10 protein-coding genes are annotated in these 25,231 nt (G+C 38.1%); 4 read left to right on the top strand and 6 right to left on the bottom strand.

Annotated features, from left to right (window positions below; translation table 11 throughout):
* Positions 1-58: 58 nt before the first annotated feature.
* From JM84_RS07800 to JM84_RS07785, 4 genes are all read left to right on the top strand, one after another.
* Positions 59-529: a GNAT family N-acetyltransferase gene (locus JM84_RS07800; RefSeq protein WP_013749602.1), complete on the top strand. Its 471-nt coding sequence runs from the start codon at positions 59-61 to the stop codon at positions 527-529.
* 130 nt (positions 530-659) lie between these two features.
* A complete protein-coding gene (locus JM84_RS07795; protein ID WP_013749603.1) occupies positions 660-1,490 on the top strand; it encodes a DUF1963 domain-containing protein in 831 nt (276 codons plus the stop codon).
* A gap of 194 nt (positions 1,491-1,684) precedes the next feature.
* A complete protein-coding gene (locus JM84_RS07790) occupies positions 1,685-3,571 on the top strand; it encodes a CocE/NonD family hydrolase (protein ID WP_013749604.1) in 1,887 nt (628 codons plus the stop codon).
* Between the two features lie 356 nt (positions 3,572-3,927).
* Positions 3,928-5,757 (top strand): PLP-dependent transferase, encoded by a 1,830-nt coding sequence (locus JM84_RS07785; protein ID WP_013749605.1) that lies wholly within the window; start codon positions 3,928-3,930, stop codon positions 5,755-5,757.
* A gap of 84 nt (positions 5,758-5,841) precedes the next feature.
* Here JM84_RS07785 and JM84_RS07780 read toward each other — a convergent pair whose 3' ends face one another.
* The 6 genes from JM84_RS07780 to JM84_RS07755 all read right to left on the bottom strand — a co-directional run bounded on the left by JM84_RS07780 (position 5,842) and on the right by JM84_RS07755 (position 25,079).
* A complete protein-coding gene (locus tag JM84_RS07780) occupies positions 5,842-6,294 on the bottom strand; it encodes a peroxiredoxin (RefSeq protein WP_013749606.1) in 453 nt (150 codons plus the stop codon).
* A 2-nt stretch (positions 6,295-6,296) separates the two neighbouring features.
* Entirely contained in the window at positions 6,297-6,707 is a 411-nt protein-coding gene (locus JM84_RS07775) for a 6-pyruvoyl trahydropterin synthase family protein (RefSeq protein ID WP_013749607.1), read from the bottom strand.
* On the bottom strand, positions 6,704-7,222 hold the full coding sequence (gene idi / locus JM84_RS07770; protein WP_013749608.1) for an isopentenyl-diphosphate Delta-isomerase: 519 nt from the start codon (positions 7,220-7,222) through the stop codon (positions 6,704-6,706). Before idi ends, JM84_RS07775 begins: the two co-directional genes overlap by 4 nt.
* Before the next feature lie 81 nt (positions 7,223-7,303).
* A complete protein-coding gene (locus tag JM84_RS07765; protein ID WP_144783527.1) occupies positions 7,304-9,250 on the bottom strand; it encodes an OmpA family protein in 1,947 nt (648 codons plus the stop codon).
* Positions 9,251-9,262: 12 nt separating this feature from the next.
* On the bottom strand, positions 9,263-10,207 hold the full coding sequence (locus tag JM84_RS07760) for a type IX secretion system membrane protein PorP/SprF (protein ID WP_013749610.1): 945 nt from the start codon (positions 10,205-10,207) through the stop codon (positions 9,263-9,265).
* A gap of 208 nt (positions 10,208-10,415) precedes the next feature.
* Positions 10,416-25,079: an Ig-like domain-containing protein gene (locus JM84_RS07755; RefSeq protein ID WP_186439106.1), complete on the bottom strand. Its 14,664-nt coding sequence runs from the start codon at positions 25,077-25,079 to the stop codon at positions 10,416-10,418.
* Positions 25,080-25,231: the final 152 nt, after the last annotated feature.

Below are 25,231 nucleotides of genomic sequence, written 5' to 3'. Positions count from 1 at the left end.
ATGAAATATATTTTAGTGCTCCTACTCTGCTTACATCAGATAAATATATAATACTATCATGACAGAAAATATCATCATACGTAATGCCCATATAAATGACCTTGAGATTTTAAAATCTTTTGAGCAGGCAGTGATCTCTTATGAGCGTCCCTTTGCTCCAAATTTAAAAGAAGATCCTATCACCTATTACAATATAGTAGATCTCATAAATAATGAAGACGCTACCCTACTAGTTGCCGAAGTAGATAATAAGATTGTAGGCTCGGGATATGCGCTCATACTAGATGCTAAACCCTACAAGAACCCTGCGAAATATGCGTACCTAGGTTTTATGTATGTATTGCCTAGCTACCGAGGAAAGGGAATAAATGGTAAAATCATTGATGCGCTAATTACCGATGTAAAGAAGAAAAATATTACAGAGATTCAACTTGATGTGTATGCCGAAAATGAAAGCGCACTGCAAGCTTATAGAAAGAAAGGATTTAAACCAGACTTGCTTAAAATGAGAATGGATACAAGCGATTAATGTGGACAAAAGATCTATTAAAAAAGAATTGAGCGTTGATCTAGTGTAAAGATTAAATAGCTTCTTCTCATTAAACATTCCACTTATCCCAGATTAAACTTGTCTTTGTAATCTAAACTAAACCTGTAAGATGAACTTTCTTAAAAAACTATTTCAAAGCAAAGAAAACAAACCTAAGGCTATGTCACATTTTAATAAATATCGTGAGGAGCTAAATGATCTTAACTTAAAAACATTTTCTGATTTAGAAAATTTAGTAAAACCTTTAATTAGAACGGCTACTAAGCTAGAGGTATTACCAGCTTCTAGGCCTCTAGAAAACTCTCAAATGGTTTCACATTTTGGGGGACACCCATATTTTGAAAAGGGAGAATCATGGCCAGAAACTAACAAAGGAGATCATCTAGCCTTTATCTTCCAAATTTTCAACACTCCAGCATTGGAACTTCCAGAAAGTATAGCATTAGTTCAATTCTATTACGATTGGGAAGAATTTCCTTGGGAAACATCAAGTGACGGCTGGCTTGTGAAAATTTATAAGAAAGTGAACCAAGATAATGTTCAATTTATTGCGACACCCAGCACGCTAGAAATGTCTAAGTATTGCTTGATAAATTTTAGCGCTACAAAATCTCTCCCTGACTGGGAAGGAATAGATCTACACAGTCCAGCGGCTTCTAAACTATCTTGTGTTCTTGACGAAGATGAACCTTGGGATAGTTATGATCAAGTTGTTCAAAAGCTGATAGGAGAACAAGATTATTTGAGTCAGCTGGGAGGTTATCCTAATTGGGTACAAGGTGAAGAAACACCTAATGACGGCGATGGAAATCCAATGAAGCTTCTATTTCAAATAGACTCCGAAGATAATGCCGAATTGATGTGGGGAGATGTAGGACTGATTTATGTTTTTTATGATGAATCTTCTGGAAAGATAGAGTTTACCTTACAGTGTCACTAGACTTTACACACAATCCCAAGGTTGTTTGATATCATTATATGCATAATTGCAATTAACTCCTAACACCTATATATCTCAATATTAGCTGCTTGTTACCACAAAAATTATAAGCACCAATAAATTCATTGTATATTTAGAAGCATATTTATTGATTAATCATTGTAATCCTTATTACAAGCTAATATCCCTACACGATGAAGAAAATTACGTTTCTTTTATTTCTTGCGCTTGCGATGTCTATGATATCGAGCGACACCCTTTACGCACAAAACGATGTACTCGCCGAACTTGAAAAAATAGCCATTGTAGATCAAAAAGTCATGATGCCTATGCGCGATGGCATACGCCTCGCTACTGATATCTATAGACCAAAGACGAGTGGTAAGGTTCCTATTATATTCTCGCGAACTCCTTATAACTTCAATTCTTGGGGAGATGGAAAACAAAGAACAAGAACCGCCGAGCGAGCGCTAGAAGCTGTAAAAAGAGGATATGCTTACGTGGTTCAAAATGAAAGAGGAAGATACTACTCTGAAGGTGAATGGGATATACTAGGCGTACCGCTCACAGATGGATATGACGCATTTACATGGATGAAAAATCAATCCTGGTCTAACGGAAAAATTGGCACACTTGGCTGCTCCTCTACTGCAGAGTGGCAGATGGCAGTTGCAGCTTTAGATCATCCTTCTCATGCAGCTATGGTACCGCAAGGCTATGGAGCTGGCGTAGGAAGAATAGGCGATATTCAAGAACAAGGAAACTGGTATCGTGGTGGTGTTGAGCAGATGCTCTTTTTCTCATGGTTGTACGGTGTGGAACATGATAAATTTAAACCTCGTATTCCTGAAGGAGCAACACAAGAAGATTTAATAAGAATTTCACGATTTTATGATCTAGCACCAGAAAACCCGCCAGTAGATATGGCGGAGGCTTTAAAGCACTTGCCTATTCAAGATATTTTGAAAAACATCAACGGTAAGAACGAGATTTTTGACAAAATGATACGTCGCAAACCTAATGATAAGGCATGGTTTGAAGGAGGCATTTATCATGACAACAAAGATATTGGTGTTCCTAGTTTCTGGTTTGCCTCTTGGTATGATGTTTCTATCACTCCTAACCTAGCCCTATTTAATCACGTGAGAAATAATACGAAGGATGAAAACATAAGAGATAATCAATATCTCGTCATTGCTCCTACCCTACATTGTGCATACACAAGAGCAACCGAAAATACTATTGTGGGTGAGCGCAGCGTAGGTGATGCAACACTCAATTATGAGGAGCAGATTTATGGATGGTTTGATTTATGGCTTAAAGATGAGAAAAATGACTTTAAAGAAAAAACACCGAGAGTTCAGTACTACACTATGGGTAGCAATAAGTGGCAAGCTGCCGAAACCTGGCCACCTAAAAAAACTGAACCTACCACCTATTATTTAAATAGTAATGGAAATGCTAATAGCCGTTTTGGAGACGGAACATTATCTACTACTAAAGCAACTTCGGATAATGCAGATGGGTTTACATATGACCCTATGCAACCAGTACCCTCATACGGTGGTAATGTATGTTGTACAGGTAATGCCGTTCAAGGTGGCGCTTTTGACCAACAACAAATGGAAACTAGAAATGACATCTTAGTGTATACTACAGATCCGCTAGAGGAAGGCGTAGAAGTATCTGGTTTTATAAATAGCACGTTATACTTCTCCTCTGACGTGAAAGATACCGACTTTACTATCAAACTAATTGACGTTTACCCTGACGGTACAGCTTACAATCTTGATGAAACGATACAACGCGCAAGATATCGAGAAGGATATGATAAGGAAGTATTTATGAAAGAGGGCGAAGTATATAAATTAGACCTTACGCCGATGTCTACAAGTAATTATTTTAAAAAAGGACATCGTATTCGTGTAGAAATCTCAAGTAGTAACTTCCCACGTTTTGCTCGTAATCTCAATACAGGAGGAAATAATTATGACGAAAAAGAAGGTGTTGTAGCACATAATAACGTGCATCACTCGGCCGTGCATGCATCATCTATCGAACTGCCAATGATCAAAGATTAGATAACAAACATCATTGTAAGTTTTCAATGTATCATAGCTTGGCTATTTACTAGCTAAGTCATTTCATTGTTAAACCTTCATTAAAAAATAATAATTCATAGTGCGAGTCTTTGCTATTGCAAATGACTCGCATACTTTTGTAAAATCGTTTTATCTGCTCAAACTTTAATTGGTTTTTTAAGTAAATGAACGGTTTACATTACTTGTAGTTAACCATATTTACACTCATTGAGACTAGTACTATTTGAGAGTATTTACTGTTAGGAATTTCCGAAAAAAGCGTCTAAAATTATCCTTTAAAAAATTAATATTTAAGGTGTCTTTATGCGATGAAGACACTGTTTTAAAACTTATAAATGTTACACTACATCAAAGAAGTACTCGATAATATGCCCAACGACTGGATAGGTCTCACCACCCACCGATTGGATATTTATAATGAAAAGCTTGCTAAATCTGAGTTTCTAAATGAATTTGAAGCTTTATACAATGAGAAAAATGCAACTACTGTTGCTCTAGCAAATCTTCCAACAGCCTATGATTACATAAGGTTAGGCCACCCACTTTCTAGTATTCTAGAATGGAGCGTAGCGAGATTGCTAGGCCTAGAAGCAGACAGCGTTATTAGCTTTGATTCTATTACCGTTCCAGTACTTGCCGTGCTGAGAAAAAATTTATTAGACGGTAAAAAAACACAAATCAACTACACAGGGAAACTTCCTGCTATATTTGATGCAGAAGCTTTGAAAAGCGTTTACGGATATCACTTCGAACTTAATCAAGTGAACAACCCAGAAGATATTTCGGCTTTTGACGGGAGTACTGTTTATCTCTCGCAAGAAAACCAAATAAAGGCAGAACCTATAGCAAACAGCATTGATTTTCACGTAAGTGTATATGAAAATATAGGTAGTCTACTCGTTATAAATGGTGAGAAGAACGCACACTATGTTTCAGATATCCAACACGTGCGTAGAAGGGAAACCATTGCGATGACGCCATCAAATTCTTTAGTGGCATTAAAATCATTGGTAAACAATGCTCCTATAGATTACAAGGCTGGTGATGTAGCAAAAGATAAAGCGCGTGTACATGAACTCATTAAAGAAGTAAATGGAACCGATACAGAGCCTCTCGTGGCTTCTAGCGGACTTTCTATACAGTACGCTATTATGATGGGGTTAGTAGATGATGCTATCAATAAACATCCTGGTAAGGCGATTAAATTTATTGTTCCTCCTAACTGTTATGGTGGTACAAATGATCAAGCTAGACGCGTTGCTGCTTGCCTTGATAATGTAGAAGTTGTGGATCTTCCTGTAGATGGAGATAATGATATGGTGCAGAGCATAGACACTGTACTTACTAAAATAGCTGCAGAGGACGCAGTACCCTATATTATTGCAGAAATACCAACGAACCCAAGAGTAGAAGTTCCAGATCTTTTACAACTCAAAGAGGCGCTTAGTAAAAAACGTACCACTCCTACTGGAGCAACAGCAATAGACCCTGTTTTTATCCTTGATCAAACGTTTTGTCCTAATGTACACTTCTTAGGAGAAGATAAAATACTATCTACCGTGCGCACTATTTCATATGCCAGCGGATCAAAATTCCCAAGTGGTGGTAAATGTACTGCAGGCTATTGCGTGGTAAACAATAAAGCAGAAGACCTCATTAAGAGTATCGCTTTTCACCTTGAGCTTTGTGATAACGAGGCTACAGATTTACAATATGAGATACTAGCCGCACAGTTACCTTCTATGAACGATCGTATTGCAGCAGCTTATGTAAACACGCGTGAGTTTGTAACCTTTATAGAAAAAGAACTTCCGGGCGCAAAAATTAATTTTGTGTCTGAGGAGCTAGCATCACAAGGATTTACTCCTTCTGTATTTTCTCTAGATTTACCAACTAAAGGAGCTAATGACATAGAAAGAGAGCAATACAAAAGAGCTCTTAATCTTAAGCTTATTAACTTAATGATTACAGAGATTCCTAATGAGAGTAAATTCTGTGTAAGCTACGGCCAGCTTAAAGGCTGTTACTGGACTATTCCAGCTACCTCTACGCAAGGAACCACTAAAGAAGGTGATAAAGATTACATCGTGAGAGCTTCTCTCTCACCAGATTTAGATTTAGATTTACATAAAAAAGTATTTCTAGATTTTGTAAAATCTATATAACATAAAAAGGGAGATGCTAAGCATCTCCCTTTTATTTTTGTGGTATTATGTAATGGTTACGCTTTCGCGAAAACATGCTTTGATTTACAATCCTTTAATAACTGCAAGTGCTTTAGGTATATGTTTTGCAGCCATCATGCTATTGAAACGAATCTTTATAATTCCGTTTGCATCTACTACGAAAGTTTCTCTACCAGGTAGCAATCCTAATAGTTCATTTTTAACGCCATACTTTTTACGCACCTTATTATTTGCGTCTGAGAGCGTATCAAAGGGTAGATTATGCTTTGATCTAAAGCGTTTATGACTTTCTACACTATCTGCGCTTATACCAAATACTTTTGCTCCTGCATCTGTAAAATCTTGGTATTGATCTCTAAAGCTACAAGCCTGAGCTGTACATCCAGGTGTAAAGTTTTTAGGGTAGAAATAAATTACCATAGGCACTTTCCCTATCAATTCGTCTACTAATACTGCTACGTTATCCTGATTATTGAGTGTAAAACCAGGTGCTTTATCTCCTATTTTTAATGCCATAACTACTCGCCTTTATAGGTTACAAAGTTACGAGGCGTCTCATATAAGGTGATCTCTAGATCAAATTTAGGATCTAAAACCGCTTTAATCTTTTTATGAATAACAACAGCAATATTTTCGGCCGTAGGATTAAGCGTTTTAAATTCAGGAACCTCAAGATTGAGATTTTTGTGATCTAAATAATCCTCTACCTCTGCCTTTATAATATCTTTTAAAATCTTAAGGTCAATGAGAAATCCTGTTTCGGGATCAATTTCTCCACTTACACTAACCGTAAGGTCATAATTATGACCATGAAAATTAGGGTTACTACACTTCCCGAATATTTGCATATTCTTTGCGTCGTCCCAATCTGCTCTATACAATCTGTGAGCAGCATTAAAATGCGCTTTTCTATGTGCGGTTATTCTCATCTCTTAATGTGTGTATAAAATTTATCAAAAATGATTTTAAACCACTCTGTATATAGTTCTGGATGATTTGCGATATCAGTTTTCACATTTTCTAGATCCATCCATTTCCAAGCCGCAACTTCGTCTTCATTGATAGCCGGAGATTGTTCCGAATGACCTATTAGAATATGATCTAGCTCATGTTCTGTAAGACCATTATCAAAAGGAGCTTTGTAAATAAATGAGATCGTCTCTTCTAAAGGTACAGAGAAACCCATTTCTTCTTGTAGACGTCGCATACCAGCTTCTATATTACTTTCACCTTCACGTTGATGACTGCAACAGGTATTTGTCCAAAGACCGGGGCTGTGGTATTTATGTAATGCTCGTTGCTGTAACATAAGTTCATTCTTACTGTTAAAAACAAACACTGAAAAAGCTCTGTGTAACACAGCTTTTTCATGAGCTTCCATTTTGGGCATAAGCCCTATTTGATTGTCATTTTCATCCACAAGGATGACTAATTCTTCTTTCATAAGCTTTGTAAAAATACAAATAACTCATAAAAAAAGCGCCTCAATTGAGGCGCTCTTCTTTAAAATGTAAGAATTCTAGTCTTAGTTACTAAGTACTATAAATTCACTACGTCTATTTAATTGATGTTGATCTTTACTACAACGTACACCGTTGCCACAATCGTTTACAAGTTGTGTTTCTCCATATCCCTTTCCAGTTAATCTAGATGCACTTATTCCTTTTGAAATAAGCCAGTCTCTAGTAGAAACATTTCTGTTTTGTGATAAATTAAGGTTATACGCATCTCTTCCTCTACTATCTGTATGAGATCGAACATCTATGCGTACAGATGGGTAAGTTTCCATATATACTAATACTTTTGCAAGTTCTACCTCTGCATCAGGACGTATATCATACTTATCAAAGTTAAAGTAAATAGGATTAAGGTCTAATATTTTTGCGATATCATCTCCAGGAACCACTGGTTTCAAGGTTTTGTCTAATTGTAATATCTCTTCTATTTCAGAAGAAACATTAGGCGTGGTTACCATTTTCTCCGAAGTATTGTATCCTTCCTTCTCTGCTCTGATAAGGAAAATCTTATCACAATCAGGAATGAAAGCAAACGCTGCAGACGCTCCAGTAACAACAGATTTGAACAAATTATTGTTGGTATCATACAAGCTAACTGTAGCACCCTCAAGATAATCTCCAGTACTCTTATCAGTAACAATTCCCGATAATAAAATATCGCAAGGGGGAGAAGGTTTCTTTATTTGCTTTAGCATATAAATATTATCATCTACACCTCTTTTACCACGATTAGATGATAAAAACCCTGTATTAGACTCACTATTAATTACAAAGGCAAAATCGTCCTTTGAGGTATTTGCAGGCTCTCCTAGGTTTAGTATTTCTGCAGTTTCTCCATTTCTGCCTAAAGCAGTAACAAATAGATCTAAACCTCCCAATCCAGGGTGACCGTCTGATGCAAAATAAATATCATTTTCCGAACTAATAAAAGGAAATGACTCTCTACCCTCTGTGTTAATGTCGCTACCAAGGTTTACCGGAGTTCCATAAGTCTTATCCCCATTTATAGAAACATACCATAAATCAGAAAGGCCAAAAGTTCCAGGCATATCAGACGCAAAATACAATCGACTACCATCAACGCTTAAAGCCGGATGTGCAACTGTATATTCATCACTATTAAATGGAAGCTCTTGAGAGTCTGTCCATTTGCCATTAACTAATGATGCCTTATAAAGCTTAAGCCTATTTGTTCCATCATTATCTTCTCTATACTTCCCGTTATTATAATTATTACGAGTAAAGTAAACCGTTTTACCATCTTCTGTAAATACAGGAGTACTTTCGTGGTACTGTGTGTTTAAATAAGCACTAAATTTTTCAACATATTTATTACCAGCATCTTGATCAACTTTATTTAAGCTTACTTGGTATAAGTTTAAAAATGGCTGACCATTCCACTTGTGTATACGCTTTGTAAAAGATCCTGTATCTCTGTTAGAAGCAAAAATCAGTTTGTCATTATAAAGCATAGGACCAAAATCTGAATAACCAGAATTGATTGTAGTATTTGAAACCTCGTAAGAACCTTTTTGGTAATCTATTTCCCTTAAGTAATCTGGAGTTTCCTTAAATAAACTTGCTCTTCTATCATCTTCCTTAAGATCAAAAAATCTAGACATCATTCTATCAGAAAGCGCATAATCTTTTGTTGCTCTCAACGAAAGAGCATATCTAAAATATGCTTCTGCTTGAGCGGCTTCAGGAAATTGCTCAATAAGTTTTCCATAATAAGTTGAAGATTTCTTATAGCTTGCGTTGAGATAATAAGAGTCTCCTAATCTCTTGAATAAGTCTGCAGACTCATAACCTTTATCAGCAACTTTTTGATAGATTTCTTGAGCATCTACGAAATCATATTTATTGAAATTCTTTGTACCTCTCTCTATTTTTCCTTCCTGTGCGTTTCCTACAATGGTAGCAAACAAAAGGAGTGCAATAGTAATATATCTCATAGTAGACTTTTATTAAAAGAATCTCGGTGTTAACATTCTGTCATACTCATTGAAAAGTTCAAAACGTAAAAACACTTCAAAACTTCCATCATTATAAACTGTATTTCCTAGATCAGTACTTTCTCTATCATAAGCAAGACCTATGAGCATACTATCCGATACTTGAAAACCAACTAAACCACTTAGAGCCGCACTCCATCTATATGCTGCCCCTAAATGTAATTTTTCCATTACTAAAAAGTTTGCAGTAATATCAACTTGTAATGGTGCTCCAGATACTAGCTTTACTAAAGTACTAGGCTTAAATTTAAGCTGATCATTAATATCAAAAGTATAACCCATAATACCGTAGTAATTTATACGCTCTTTTGCCACAAAGCTAGCTTGGTTACTGTTATTACTCTCATCAAAATGCTCTGTCTGGATAAGGTTTGGTACGCTTAGTCCCACATAAAATCTATCAGTATGATAATAAAGTCCTGCTCCAACAATTGGCGAAATCTTATTGTCTATATTTTGAGAAAAACGAGGATCAGAAACATCAAATAATGTCAACTTGGTAAAGTCTACATCTAAAACGTGTCCTCCAGCTTTTAAACCAAAACTAAGTTTACCACTATTTGACGTATTGACAGTATAACTAAAATCTGCACCTATGTAAGTCTCTTGTGCTGGACCTAATGCGTCATTTACTATCGATAAACCAAGTCCTACCTTTCCTTCCCCTATTGGTGAATGTATGCTGAGACTTTGCGTACGAGGAGCTCCATCAAGACCTACCCATTGACTTCTATGCAATCCTACAATACTAGTAACACCTCTGTTACCTGCGTATGCTGGATTTATAGCTACAGTATTATACATGTATTGTGTATACTGAGGGTCTTGTTGAGCACTTACCTCTGTAAGGCTTAAACCCGTAATAACTAATAGGACTAAAAGATGTAGTTGTTTCATTCTAACTTAATTTATTGCACCTATAATAAAAGACTTTTGGGTAAAATTAGCTCAAATTAAATAATTTGATTTTTATAATTATTTACAAGTTTCATAATGCATTTCATCTAGAAATTTGATTACTATATCTTGTTCTTAACTAAATTCCAAAAAGTCGAATATTATTTATGTTAGTTGTTATAACGCTTTCGCGAAAGCGTAATTTATATTAACGATTAATGTATAAATATCCACTCTTCCTTCTCAAACCGTCTGGTGTCTGGTAAGAAATGAGGTAGAAATAAGTGCCCGCTGGTAATAAATTATCGGCACTTATAGTTGCTCTACCTTCTGAAATACCTTTAAAACCAGTAGTTGGACTATTTGTATAACCATCTTGTTCAAAAACTTGTACACCCCATCTGTTAAATATCTGTACATTATTTTCTGGGAAAGCATCAATTCCTTCTATAATAAAGAAATCATTTATCCCATCTCCATCTGGTGATATTCCATTAAATACTTCCAAATCAAAAATATTAAGAACTCCTTCAAATGTAGTAAGTGTTGGATCATCTGGATTACCATCCATATTTGGATCAACGTTCTCATCATTGTTAGGGTCATCAGATAAATCAGTTACGTCAAGACCATTTGAATCGATGGAGTTTACTACAGCTTGATTTAGTACAAATCCGTTTGCTATATCAAGAGGGGTTACTACATAGGTTGCTGTAAATGTAGTACTGTCTGATTCTCCAGGTAATAATGATATAGGTCCTCCATCAACTGTTACCAATGGGTCAGTTATTGAAATATTATTTAATGGAAGTGATCCTGTGTTAGTGACAGTAAATGTGTACTGAATTACTTCTCCATCCTGAATTAAACCATCACCATCAATATCGACAGTTGTTCCTACTTTCTCTAAAGCTATTGAACTTTTAATTGGAAGATTAGTAACTGTTTCATCATCTTCGACACTATTATTATCGTCTGAAATATCAACAACATCAATACCATCAGGATCTTGCCCTGTTGCAATAGCCTGGTTCGTAACATAACCAAGAGCAATATCACTTTGAACTATAGTATAAATAGCTACAAATGTTGTACTATCTGTCTCACCTGGGTCCAAGTCGATAGGTCCGCCAGTTACATTTACTAATGGGTCTTCAATGATAATATTTGTGACGGTTACATTTCCTGTATTTGTAACTATAAAGTTGTAAGTAATGGTTTCGCCTACTTGAGCAAATCCGTCACCGTCAACATCATTAAATACAGCAGTTTTAATTAAACTTATGCTAGCTCCTTGAGGCAAGTCTGTTACAGTTATGTCATCCTCTAGGTTACTATCGTCATCTGAAGTATCTAATACGTCATTGCCATCAGGGTTTTGCCCTGTAACTACCGCTTGATTTGTTACTCCTCCAGCATCTACGTCGGCTTGAGTTAATGTATATACTGCACTAAAAGTATCAGTATCTACTTCCCCTGCTGATAAATCAATCGGTCCACCAGTTACAGTCACTAATGGGTCATTGATCACAATATTTGTAATCGTTATATTTCCTGTGTTCGTTACGGTGAAGTTATACGTCACCGTCTCTCCTACTTGCGCAAAACCATCTCCGCTTTCATCATTAAAGAATCCAGTCTTGATTAATGCAATCGCTCCTTCGTCTGTTGGGAACGTAGTGATTGTTTCATCATCCTCAAGATTACTATCGTCATCTGAAGTATCTGTTACATCATCGCCATCAGGATTCTGTCCTGTTGCAAGTGCTTGATTTGTTACTCCGCCATTGTCAATATCTGCTTGCGTAATAGTATAAATAGCACTAAAAGTTGTAGCATCTGAAGCGCCAGCATTTAAATCAATCGGTCCACCAGTTACTGTTACTAATGGGTCTGTTACAACAATATTAGTCACTGTTACATTTCCAGTGTTTGTAATTGTGAAGTTATAAGTGATTGTCTCACCAGCTTGTGCAAAACCATCTCCATCTTCATCATTGAACGTTCCAGTCTTAACTATTGCTATCATTCCTGGATCTTCTGGTAAATCTGTAACTGTCACATCTTCTTCACCTTCTACACTACTATCATCATCTGATGTATCTACAACGTCATCTCCATTAGGGTTCTGACCAGTTGCAAGGGCTTGGTTTTCTACCATTCCTGCGTCTACATCTTCTTGTGTTAATACATACTGAGCTACAAATGTAGTAGCGTCAATAGCATCAGGTGCTAAATCTATAGGACCTCCAGTTACAGTTACCAATGGATCTGTTACCACAATGTTTGTTACGGTTACATTTCCAGTGTTTGTCACTGTGAAGTTATAAGTGATTGTTTCACCAGCTTGAGCAAAACCATCTCCATCTTCATCATTGAACGTTCCAGTCTTAACTATTGCTATCATTCCTGGATCTTCTGGTAAATCTGTGACTGTCACATCTTCTTCACCTTCTACACTACTATCATCATCTGATGTATCTACAACGTCTTCTCCATTAGGGTTCTGACCAGTTGCAAGGGCTTGGTTTTCTACCATTCCTGCGTCTACATCTTCTTGTGTTAATACATACTGAGCTACAAATGTAGTAGCGTCAATAGCATCAGGTGCTAAATCTATAGGACCTCCAGTTACTGTTACTAATGGGTCTGTTACAACAATATTAGTCACTGTTACATTTCCAGTGTTTGTAATTGTGAAGTTATAAGTGATTGTCTCACCAGCTTGTGCAAAACCATCTCCATCTTCATCATTGAACGTTCCAGTCTTAACTATTGCTATCATTCCTGGATCTTCTGGTAAATCTGTGACTGTCACATCTTCTTCACCTTCTACACTACTATCATCATCTGATGTATCTACAACGTCATCTCCATTAGGGTTCTGACCAGTTGCAAGGGCTTGGTTTTCTACCATTCCTGCGTCTACATCTTCTTGTGTTAATACATACTGAGCTACAAATGTAGTAGCGTCAATAGCATCAGGTGCTAAATCTATAGGACCTCCAGTTACTGTTACTAATGGGTCTGTTACAACAATATTAGTCACTGTTACATTTCCAGTGTTTGTAATTGTGAAGTTATAAGTGATTGTCTCACCAGCTTGTGCAAAACCATCTCCATCTTCATCATTGAACGTTCCAGTCTTAACTATTGCTATCATTCCTGGATCTTCTGGTAAATCTGTGACTGTCACATCTTCTTCACCTTCTACACTACTATCATCATCTGATGTATCTACAACGTCATCTCCATTAGGGTTCTGACCAGTTGCAAGGGCTTGGTTTTCTACCATTCCTGCGTCTACATCTTCTTGTGTTAATACATACTGAGCTACAAATGTAGTAGCGTCAATAGCATCAGGTGCTAAATCTATAGGACCTCCAGTTACAGTTACCAATGGATCTGTTACCACAATGTTTGTTACGGTTACATTTCCAGTGTTTGTCACTGTGAAGTTATAAGTGATTGTTTCACCAGCTTGAGCAAAACCATCTCCATCTTCATCATTGAACGTTCCAGTCTTAACTATTGCTATCATTCCTGGATCTTCTGGTAAATCTGTGATTGTTACATCCTCTTCCCCTTCTATTGTACTATTATCATCAGAAGTATCTACTACATCATCTCCATTTGGATCTTGACCAGTTGCAAGTGCTTGGTTTTCTACTAGTCCTGCATCCACATCTTCTTGTGTTAAGACATATTCAGCTAAAAACGTAGTATCATCACTAGTTCCAGGCACTAAATCAATAGGACCTCCAGTTACTGTTACTAATGGATCTGTTACAACAATATTAGTTACTGTAACATTTCCAGTGTTTGTCACAGAGAAGTTATAAGTGATTGTCTCACCAGCTTGAGCGAAACCGTCTCCATTTTGATCATTGAACAGTCCAGTCTTAACAATTGCAATTTCCGGATCTTGATTAAGAACTGTAATAGTACATTCCATACAATCTGGATCGTTAAGAGGATTATTAGGATCTATACCGGTTGGATCTTCAGATGCATCTGTTGCTAATTCTCCAGCTGGATCTTCACCAGTAGCAATTGCTTGGTTATATACAGCTCCTGCATTAATATCATCTTGAGTAATAGCGTATATCGCTGTAAATGTCATCGAATCACTTTCTCCAACTTCAAGATCTATAGGTCCACCCATTACTTCAACTAATTCATCAGTTAGAGTAATATTACTAAGTGGAACATCACCATTATTGAATACTATAAAGTTGTATATAATAGAATCTCCAAGATTTACTACCCCATCTTCATTTGTATCTTCATAATTACCTTCTTTAAATAGATCTAGTGATGGATTATCTGGAGTTACTGTTACTACTACAGTAGCAGTTTCAGTTGTTGTTGTTCCATCAGGGTTTGTTACAGTTACTGTGTAATCAAAAGTATCTTCTCCGTTGAAGTTAGGATCTGGAGTGTAAGTTACAGTTCCATCATCGTTGATAACTACAGTTCCGTTTGCAGGATCCGTAACATCTGTTACTGCTACATCGGCAGCAGGATCGAAACCATCATTCTCTAATACATCAATATCTACTGGTGTATCTTCTGGTGTTGTCGCAGCGTCATCCATTACATCCTCCTCTGGAGTTACTGTTACTACTACAGTAGCAGTCTCAGTTGTTGTTGTTCCATCAGGATTTGTTACAGTTACTGTGTAATCAAAAGTATCTTCTCCGTTGAAATCAGGATCTGGAGTATAGGTTACAGTGCCATCATCGTTGATAACTACAGTTCCATTTGCAGGATCCGTAACATCTGTTACTGCTACATCAGCAGCAGGATCGAAACCATCATTCTCTAATACATCAATATCTACTGGTGTATCTTCTGGTGTTGTCGCAGCATCATCCATTACATCCTCCTCTGGAGTTACTGTTACTACTACAGTAGCAGTCTCAGTTGTTGTTGTTCCATCAGGGTTTGTTACAGTTACTGTGTAATCAAAAGTATCTTCTCCGTTGAAATCAGGATCTGGAGTATAGGTTACAGTGCCATCATCGTTGATAACTACAGTTCCGTTTGCAGGATCCGTAACATCTGTTACTGCTACATCAGCAGCAGGATCGAAACCATCATTCTCTAATACATCAATATCTACTGGTGTATCTTCTGGTGTTGTCGCAGCATCATCCATTACATCCTCCTCTGGAGTTACTGTTACTACTACAGTAGCAGTCTCAGTTGTTGTTGTTCCATCAGGATTTGTTACAGTTACTGTGTAATCAAAAGTATCTTCTCCGTTGAAATCAGGATCTGGAGTATAGGTTACAGTTCCATCATCGTTGATAACTACAGTTCCGTTTGCAGGATCCGTAACATCTGTTACTGCTACATCAGCAGCAGGATCGAAACCATCATTCTCTAATACATCAATATCTACTGGTGTATCTTCTGGTGTTGTCGCAGCATCATCCATTACATCCTGCTCTGGAGTTACTGTTACTACTACAGTAGCAGTCTCAGTTGTTGTTGTTCCATCAGGGTTTGTTACAGTTACTGTGTAATCAAAAGTATCTTCTCCGTTGAAATCAGGATCTGGAGTATAGGTTACAGTGCCATCATCGTTGATAACTACTGTTCCATTTGCAGGATCCGTAACATCTGTTACTGCTACATCGGCAGCAGGATCAAAACCATCATTCTCTAATACATCAATATCTACTGGTGTATCTTCTGGTGTTGTTGCAGCGTCATCCATTACATCCTGCTCTGGAGTTACTGTTACTACTACAGTAGCAGTCTCAGTTGTTGTTGTTCCATCAGGATTTGTTACAGTTACTGTGTAATCAAAAGTATCTTCTCCGTTGAAATCAGGATCTGGAGTATAGGTTACAGTTCCATCATCGTTGATAACTACAGTTCCGTTTGCAGGATCCGTAACATCTGTTACTGCTACATCAGCAGCAGGATCGAAACCATCATTCTCTAATACATCAATATCTACTGGTGTATCTTCTGGTGTTGTCGCAGCATCATCCATTACATCCTCCTCTGGAGTTACTGTTACTACTACAGTAGCAGTCTCAGTTGTTGTTGTTCCATCAGGATTTGTTACAGTTACTGTGTAATCAAAAGTATCTTCTCCGTTGAAATCAGGATCTGGAGTGTAAGTTACAGTGCCATCATCGTTGATAACTACAGTTCCGTTTGCAGGATCCGTAACATCTGTTACTGCTACATCGGCAGCAGGATCGAAACCATCATTCTCTAATACATCAATATCTACTGGTGTATCTTCTGGTGTTGTCGCAGCATCATCCATTACATCCTCCTCTGGAGTTACTGTTACTACTACAGTAGCAGTCTCAGTTGTTGTTGTTCCATCAGGGTTTGTTACAGTTACTGTGTAATCAAAAGTATCTTCTCCGTTGAAATCAGGATCTGGAGTATAGGTTACAGTTCCATCATCGTTGATAACTACAGTTCCGTTTGCAGGATCCGTAACATCTGTTACTGCTACATCGGCAGCAGGATCGAAACCATCATTCTCTAATACATCAATATCTACTGGTGTATCTTCTGGTGTTGTCGCAGCATCATCCATTACATCCTCCTCTGGAGTTACTGTTACTACTACAGTAGCAGTCTCAGTTGTTGTTGTTCCATCAGGATTTGTTACAGTTACTGTGTAATCAAAAGTATCTTCTCCGTTGAAATCAGGATCTGGAGTATAGGTTACAGTGCCATCATCGTTGATAACTACAGTTCCGTTTGCAGGATCCGTAACATCTGTTACTGCTACATCGGCAGCAGGATCGAAACCATCATTCTCTAATACATCAATATCTACTGGTGTATCTTCTGGTGTTGTTGCAGCGTCATCCATTACATCCTGCTCTGGAGTTACTGTTACTACTACAGTAGCAGTCTCAGTTGTTGTTGTTCCATCAGGGTTTGTTACAGTTACTGTGTAATCAAAAGTATCTTCTCCGTTGAAATCAGGATCTGGAGTATAGGTTACAGTTCCATCATCGTTGATTACTACTGTTCCATTTGCAGGATCCGTAACATCTGTTACTGCTACATCGGCAGCAGGATCAAAACCATCATTCTCTAATACATCAATATCTACTGGTGTATCTTCTGGTGTTGTTGCAGCGTCATCCATTACATCCTGCTCTGGAGTTACTGTTACTACTACAGTAGCAGTCTCAGTTGTTGTTGTTCCATCAGGATTTGTTACAGTTACTGTGTAATCAAAAGTATCTTCTCCGTTGAAATCAGGATCTGGAGTATAGGTTACAGTTCCATCATCGTTGATAACTACAGTTCCGTTTGCAGGATCCGTAACATCTGTTACTGCTACATCAGCAGCAGGATCGAAACCATCATTCTCTAATACATCAATATCTACTGGTGTATCTTCTGGTGTTGTCGCAGCATCATCCATTACATCCTCCTCTGGAGTTACTGTTACTACTACAGTAGCAGTCTCAGTTGTTGTTGTTCCATCAGGATTTGTTACAGTTACTGTGTAATCAAAAGTATCTTCTCCGTTGAAATCAGGATCTGGAGTATAGGTTACAGTGCCATCATCGTTGATAACTACAGTTCCGTTTGCAGGATCCGTAACATCTGTTACTGCTACATCGGCAGCAGGATCGAAACCATCATTCTCTAATACATCAATATCTACTGGTGTATCTTCTGGTGTTGTCGCAGCATCATCCATTACATCCTCCTCTGGAGTTACTGTTACTACTACAGTAGCAGTCTCAGTTGTTGTTGTTCCATCAGGGTTTGTTACAGTTACTGTGTAATCAAAAGTATCTTCTCCGTTGAAATCAGGATCTGGAGTATAGGTTACAGTGCCATCATCGTTGATAACTACAGTTCCGTTTGCAGGATCCGTAACATCTGTTACTGCTACATCGGCAGCAGGATCGAAACCATCATTCTCTAATACATCAATATCTACTGGTGTATCTTCTGGTGTTGTCGCAGCATCATCCATTACATCCTCCTCTGGAGTTACTGTTACTACTACAGTAGCAGTCTCAGTTGTTGTTGTTCCATCAGGATTTGTTACAGTTACTGTGTAATCAAAAGTATCTTCTCCGTTGAAATCAGGATCTGGAGTATAGGTTACAGTGCCATCATCGTTGATAACTACAGTTCCGTTTGCAGGATCCGTAACATCTGTTACTGCTACATCAGCAGCAGGATCGAAACCATCATTCTCTAATACATCAATATCTACTGGTGTATCTTCTGGTGTTGTCGCAGCATCATCCATTACATCCTCCTCTGGAGTTACTGTTACTACTACAGTAGCAGTCTCAGTTGTTGTTGTTCCATCAGGGTTTGTTACAGTTACTGTGTAATCAAAAGTATCTTCTCCGTTGAAATCAGGATCTGGAGTATAGGTTACAGTGCCATCATCGTTGATAACTACAGTTCCGTTTGCAGGATCCGTAACATCTGTTACTGCTACATCAGCAGCAGGATCGAAACCATCATTCTCTAATACATCAATATCTACTGGTGTATCTTCTGGTGTTGTCGCAGCATCATCCATTACATCCTCCTCTGGAGTTACTGTTACTACTACAGTAGCAGTCTCAGTTGTTGTTGTTCCATCAGGATTTGTTACAGTTACTGTGTAATCAAAAGTATCTTCTCCGTTGAAATCAGGATCTGGAGTATAGGTTACAGTTCCATCATCGTTGATAACTACAGTTCCGTTTGCAGGATCCGTAACATCTGTTACTGCTACATCAGCAGCAGGATCGAAACCATCATTCTCTAATACATCAATATCTACTGGTGTATCTTCTGGTGTTGTCGCAGCATCATCCATTACATCCTCCTCTGGAGTTACTGTTACTACTACAGTAGCAGTCTCAGTTGTTGTTGTTCCATCAGGATTTGTTACAGTTACTGTGTAATCAAAAGTATCTTCTCCGTTGAAATCAGGATCTGGAGTATAGGTTACAGTTCCATCATCGTTGATAACTACAGTTCCGTTTGCAGGATCCGTAACATCTGTTACTGCTACATCAGCAGCAGGATCGAAACCATCATTCTCTAATACATCAATATCTACTGGTGTATCTTCTGGTGTTGTCGCAGCATCATCCATTACATCCTGCTCTGGAGTTACTGTTACTACTACAGTAGCAGTCTCAGTTGTTGTTGTTCCATCAGGGTTTGTTACAGTTACTGTGTAATCAAAAGTATCTTCTCCGTTGAAATCAGGATCTGGAGTATAGGTTACAGTGCCATCATCGTTGATAACTACTGTTCCATTTGCAGGATCCGTAACATCTGTTACTGCTACATCGGCAGCAGGATCAAAACCATCATTCTCTAATACATCAATATCTACTGGTGTATCTTCTGGTGTTGTTGCAGCGTCATCCATTACATCCTGCTCTGGAGTTACTGTTACTACTACAGTAGCAGTCTCAGTTGTTGTTGTTCCATCAGGATTTGTTACAGTTACTGTGTAATCAAAAGTATCTTCTCCGTTGAAATCAGGATCTGGAGTATAGGTTACAGTTCCATCATCGTTGATAACTACAGTTCCGTTTGCAGGATCCGTAACATCTGTTACTGCTACATCAGCAGCAGGATCGAAACCATCATTCTCTAATACATCAATATCTACTGGTGTATCTTCTGGTGTTGTCGCAGCATCATCCATTACATCCTCCTCTGGAGTTACTGTTACTACTACAGTAGCAGTCTCAGTTGTTGTTGTTCCATCAGGATTTGTTACAGTTACTGTGTAATCAAAAGTATCTTCTCCGTTGAAATCAGGATCTGGAGTGTAAGTTACAGTGCCATCATCGTTGATAACTACAGTTCCGTTTGCAGGATCCGTAACATCTGTTACTGCTACATCGGCAGCAGGATCGAAACCATCATTCTCTAATACATCAATATCTACTGGTGTATCTTCTGGTGTTGTCGCAGCATCATCCATTACATCCTCCTCTGGAGTTACTGTTACTACTACAGTAGCAGTCTCAGTTGTTGTTGTTCCATCAGGGTTTGTTACAGTTACTGTGTAATCAAAAGTATCTTCTCCGTTGAAATCAGGATCTGGAGTATAGGTTACAGTTCCATCATCGTTGATAACTACAGTTCCGTTTGCAGGATCCGTAACATCTGTTACTGCTACATCAGCAGCAGGATCGAAACCATCATTCTCTAATACATCAATATCTACTGGTGTATCTTCTGGTGTTGTCGCAGCATCATCCATTACATCCTCCTCTGGAGTTACTGTTACTACTACAGTAGCAGTCTCAGTTGTTGTTGTTCCATCAGGATTTGTTACAGTTACTGTGTAATCAAAAGTATCTTCTCCGTTGAAATCAGGATCTGGAGTATAGGTTACAGTGCCATCATCGTTGATAACTACAGTTCCGTTTGCAGGATCCGTAACATCTGTTACTGCTACATCGGCAGCAGGATCGAAACCATCATTCTCTAATACATCAATATCTACTGGTGTATCTTCTGGTGTTGTTGCAGCGTCATCCATTACATCCTGCTCTGGAGTTACTGTTACTACTACAGTAGCAGTCTCAGTTGTTGTTGTTCCATCAGGGTTTGTTACAGTTACTGTGTAATCAAAAGTATCTTCTCCGTTGAAATCAGGATCTGGAGTATAGGTTACAGTGCCATCATCGTTGATAACTACAGTTCCGTTTGCAGGATCCGTAACATCTGTTACCTCGTTATTGGTACCCTCAAAAGTATCATTACCTAACACATCTACATTCACAGGAGTATCTTCCGGCGTAGTCTCCGCATCATCAGCGACATCTACAATAGGACTTACCGTTACGGTAACGATAGCTGTCTCAGTGGTAGTTGTTCCATCTGGATTCGTTACTGTTACCGTGTATTCAAAAGTATCTTCTCCGTTGAAATCAGGATTTGGAGTATAGGTTACAGTGCCATTATCGTTGATCTCTACTGTTCCGTTTGCAGGATCCGTAACATCTGTTATTGCCACATCAGCATTTTCATCGAAAGTATCATTCCCTAATACATCTATTTCAACAGGTACATCTTCATCTGTATTTGAAGTATCTGAAACTACATCATCCACTGGAGTAACCACTACCGTTACAGTAGCCGTCTCAGAATCTCCATTACTGTCTGTAATTTCGTACTCAAAGGTATCAGTTCCATTAAAATCAGGTTCTGGAGTATAAAGTACAGTATCATCAGTTGGGTCATTTGGAGTTCCACCATCATCAACAGTTACAGATCCATTCTCTGGTTGTTCTGTAATAACTATCACTGAATCATTTGGACCATCTGACCCAAAACTATCATTATCTGTAACATTAATCGCCACAGCAGTATCTTCGCTTGTTGTTGCTGAATCATTAACTGGAGCGGGTACTTGATTTGTCGAAGCTACAGTAATAGTCTCTTCATATGTACATCCATTTGCATCTGTAACGACAACTGCATAATCCCCAGCATCAAGACCATCAATAGTATTAGTAGTCTCTCCATTACTCCACAAAATCGTGTAAGGCATAGTTCCACCTTCTGGTAAAACAGTCGCAGTACCATCATTTGCCGTAGCACCATTTTCGTTTGTACTAGAAACATCAGCTGTTACCGCACTAGCTGGTTGACTGATTACAGCTTGAGCTGTAGTTGTACAACCATTTCCATCAGTAACAATAACCGAATAATTTCCAGCTGGTAAAGCAGTTAAATCTTCAATAGTCTGACCACCACTCCACTCGTATGTATAATCTGGAGTACCACCAGATACTGTAAGATTTAAAGAACCTGTTGATTCTCCAAAACACAATACATTATTTACAGCAATACCTGCACTTAATACTGTAGGCTCATTTACTGTAACAGTCGACTGAGCTGTACAATTTGTAAAAGAATCTGTAACAGTAACCGTATATGAACCTGCAGTTACATTATTGATATTTTCTGTTGTAGCTCCATTACTCCAAGAGTAGGTAAATGGTCCATTTCCTCCAGTTGTTGTTGATATAATAGAACCATCTGAAAAACCATTACAAGTCACATCCTCTACCCCTGTCGTAATTGCTAAATTATTACAACTACCTGGATTAATAGTCACAGTATTCTCTACTGTACATCCATTAGCATCTGTCACCTCTACGGTATAATCACCAGGACTTAAGTTATTTATTTCTGCAGTAGTTGCGCCAGTACTCCAAGAATACGTATAAGGTGCCACACCACCAGTTGCAGTTGCTTTAGCCTCACCATTTGACAAACCAGGTCCAGTTTCATCTTCAGTAACAATTGTTACTCCTACTGCAGAACTAGGCTCTGATATTGTTACACTCTGTTCTACCGGCTGGCACACTGTCCCATCTATAGTAACACTTACTGTATAAACCCCGGCACCAATATTATCTAAGGTACTAGAAGTAACACCAGCATCTACATCTCCATTACTCCAAGTAAAAGTAAAAAGCGCATCAGGATTAGCTTCCGAGCTAGCGCTTACCGTAGTAGAACCAGTTTCCTCACCAGCACAAAGTACATCTCTCACAGTCCCTATTGCTATAACTGCATCACACGTATTAATACAGTCTACAACAACGCTCTGTGTTATTTCACAACCATTTGCATCTTTCACTGTTACAGAATACGTACCATCCGCAAGGTTTGAAATTGTTGCAACCGTTGCTCCGTTACTCCACAAGTAAGTATAAGGAGCTGTTCCTCCCGTTACTGCAGCAATAGCAGTGCCATCTGCACAATTCTGTGCAGTTGTAGCATTTTCTCTAGTAAGATTTATACTTAGTGGAGAGTCTGGCTCTGTAATTGTAAAAGACTCCTGAATTTCACAATCATTAGCATCTCTAACCACTACCGAATAACTTCCAGCAGTAACATCTTCTAAGTGTGCTGTAGTTGATCCATCACTCCATTCATAAGTATAAGGAGCTGTACCACCACTAACTGTTAATTGTACAGCACCACTATCATCACCATTACACAACACATTAGTTATTGTATCAGTTATTGACAATGCTGCGGTAGGCTGTTCTACACTAAATGTACTTTCAGCTTCACAGTTATTAGCATCTATAACAGTAACCGTATATGATCCCGCTTCAAGATTAGAAATATCTTGTGTAGTCGCACCGTTACTCCATACATATGTATAAGGAGGAGTTCCACCATCCGGCGTAATATTTATAGCACCATCGTTACCCTCAAAACAAGATACAGCTGTAATTACAGTATTAGGTTTGATTGAAACTGCCTTAGCAGGTCCACTTACAACTGCAGTTGCCTCAAGCTCACAACCATAAGCATCTGTCACAACGACTGTGTATGTTCCCGCACTCAAACCACTAAGATCTTCTGTAGTTGCTCCGTTACTCCATTCAAACTCATAAGGTGCCTTGCCTCCAGATGGCTCAAGATTTATAGCTCCATCATTACCTCCAAAACAACTTACATCAGCTACATCAATAGGTATAGCGACTTCAAGATTCTCTATAACAAATCCAGATACAGATGCTTGGGAACATCCAGTATTTTTATCTCTTACAGTTACAACATAACTACCTTCAGATAAATTTGAAAAAGTTGTGTCGGACTGGAATGGTCCATTGTTTATAGAGTATTCAAGATTATTACCTAGTGGACTCGTGACAATTAAATTAGTAGTTCCGTTTGAATTACAATCTAAATCTATAATTGCAGCCTCAGGAGGGCTTACATAATCAAGCGTTACAAATGCAGTATCACACACACTGGAGTTAGGAGCAGGCAAGCACACTTGATACTCAAATACTACACTACCGGTATAACCAGCAGGTGGTGTATAACTAAAAGTACCATTGCTATTTAAATTAAATGCTTCACCGGCAGGAGAAGGACCACTCACCACAGAGTATGTTGAACCCTGAGGAACATTATTTGAAAGATCAATATTTCCTTCAAACTTCTCATTAAGGCATCCTATCTCTAATTGATCTACGGCATATTTCTGAAGAATAAATAATTTACCATCACCATCATCTAAAGATGCAGCCACAAATTCAACTCTTGTAATTTTCGAACCTGTAGGTGCCACACTATTTAATTCAAACAGCGCTATAGCAATGGATTGGCTATTTTCAATCTCCCTATCAGACTCCCAATAATCAGATCCCGGTGCCGGTGGATTAGGACCATCACCACCTCTAAGGTCTCCGGATGTTCTAACGAAAGTATCTCCAAGTATCGTTTCTGTATTTGACCCTAATTTAGTACCATAAAAACGTATATAAAAACAGTTATTACCACCACGCTCTGTAATAGCGATGATACCATCTTGGTTAGAAGGAATAGGTGGATTATAAAATAATGTCTGTTTTTGAGCATTACCCGTATCCACAACACCACTAAAATTACCACAGATGTTTTGCCCATTACCATTTGAAGTAAAATAGTGATTTAAATTTTTATCTTGAAAAGCAGCGAGAGCAGCATTATCCCAAGCACTACCAGTGTCTGTAGGATCAAAAGTTGCACTTGCACTTGTACCAATAACTTCTCCACTAAAAGGTGGTGTAGTACGATTAAGTACTATCCCATTCCTACTATGTCTGGCAGCAATATTCCCATTTCCACCCAATCTCGTGAGTTGATAACCAGAAGGAGCCACGAAGGTGTTAAACACATCATTACCTACCGTTATAGACTGTATGGTTGCAGATCTATTATTTTCTGTATTATCAATATCATTATCCCCATTGACATCTTGATCATCCTCCCATTGAAAGGTGACACCCTGAGTAATTGAGGCTTCTTGTTGCCCTATAACTTGGGAGTGCATCTCAAATGTTCCTAAAACACTAAAGCTCCCTATTAGGAGTAACATAGTTAAACTTCGGAGTGAAGCAAATTGTAATTTTCTTTTCATCTTATTCAATTATTATGCAAACGCATAATTATACATTTTAAGCACGAAATTAATTCGACTCAGGTTTGGTTTAATAAAGTTTCAGTGATTAAAGTAATGTGAGACACACA

Source organism: Dokdonia sp. Hel_I_63 (assembly GCF_007827285.1).
Taxonomy (GTDB): domain Bacteria; phylum Bacteroidota; class Bacteroidia; order Flavobacteriales; family Flavobacteriaceae; genus Dokdonia.
Note: the sequence above shows the minus strand (reverse complement) of the source record. Positions and strands in the feature narration are given on the sequence as shown.

Coding starts and splice junctions, on each gene's coding strand:
- JM84_RS07785 (WP_013749605.1), top strand. CDS start 3,928: ATGTTACACTACATCAAAGAAGTACTCGATAATATGCCCAACGACTGG.
- JM84_RS07800 (WP_013749602.1), top strand. CDS start 59: ATGACAGAAAATATCATCATACGTAATGCCCATATAAATGACCTTGAG.
- JM84_RS07760 (WP_013749610.1), bottom strand. CDS start 10,207: ATGAAACAACTACATCTTTTAGTCCTATTAGTTATTACGGGTTTAAGC.
- JM84_RS07765 (WP_144783527.1), bottom strand. CDS start 9,250: ATGAGATATATTACTATTGCACTCCTTTTGTTTGCTACCATTGTAGGA.
- JM84_RS07790 (WP_013749604.1), top strand. CDS start 1,685: ATGAAGAAAATTACGTTTCTTTTATTTCTTGCGCTTGCGATGTCTATG.
- JM84_RS07780 (WP_013749606.1), bottom strand. CDS start 6,294: ATGGCATTAAAAATAGGAGATAAAGCACCTGGTTTTACACTCAATAAT.
- JM84_RS07755 (WP_186439106.1), bottom strand. CDS start 25,079: ATGTTACTCCTAATAGGGAGCTTTAGTGTTTTAGGAACATTTGAGATG.
- idi (WP_013749608.1), bottom strand. CDS start 7,222: ATGAAAGAAGAATTAGTCATCCTTGTGGATGAAAATGACAATCAAATA.
- JM84_RS07795 (WP_013749603.1), top strand. CDS start 660: ATGAACTTTCTTAAAAAACTATTTCAAAGCAAAGAAAACAAACCTAAG.
- JM84_RS07775 (WP_013749607.1), bottom strand. CDS start 6,707: ATGAGAATAACCGCACATAGAAAAGCGCATTTTAATGCTGCTCACAGA.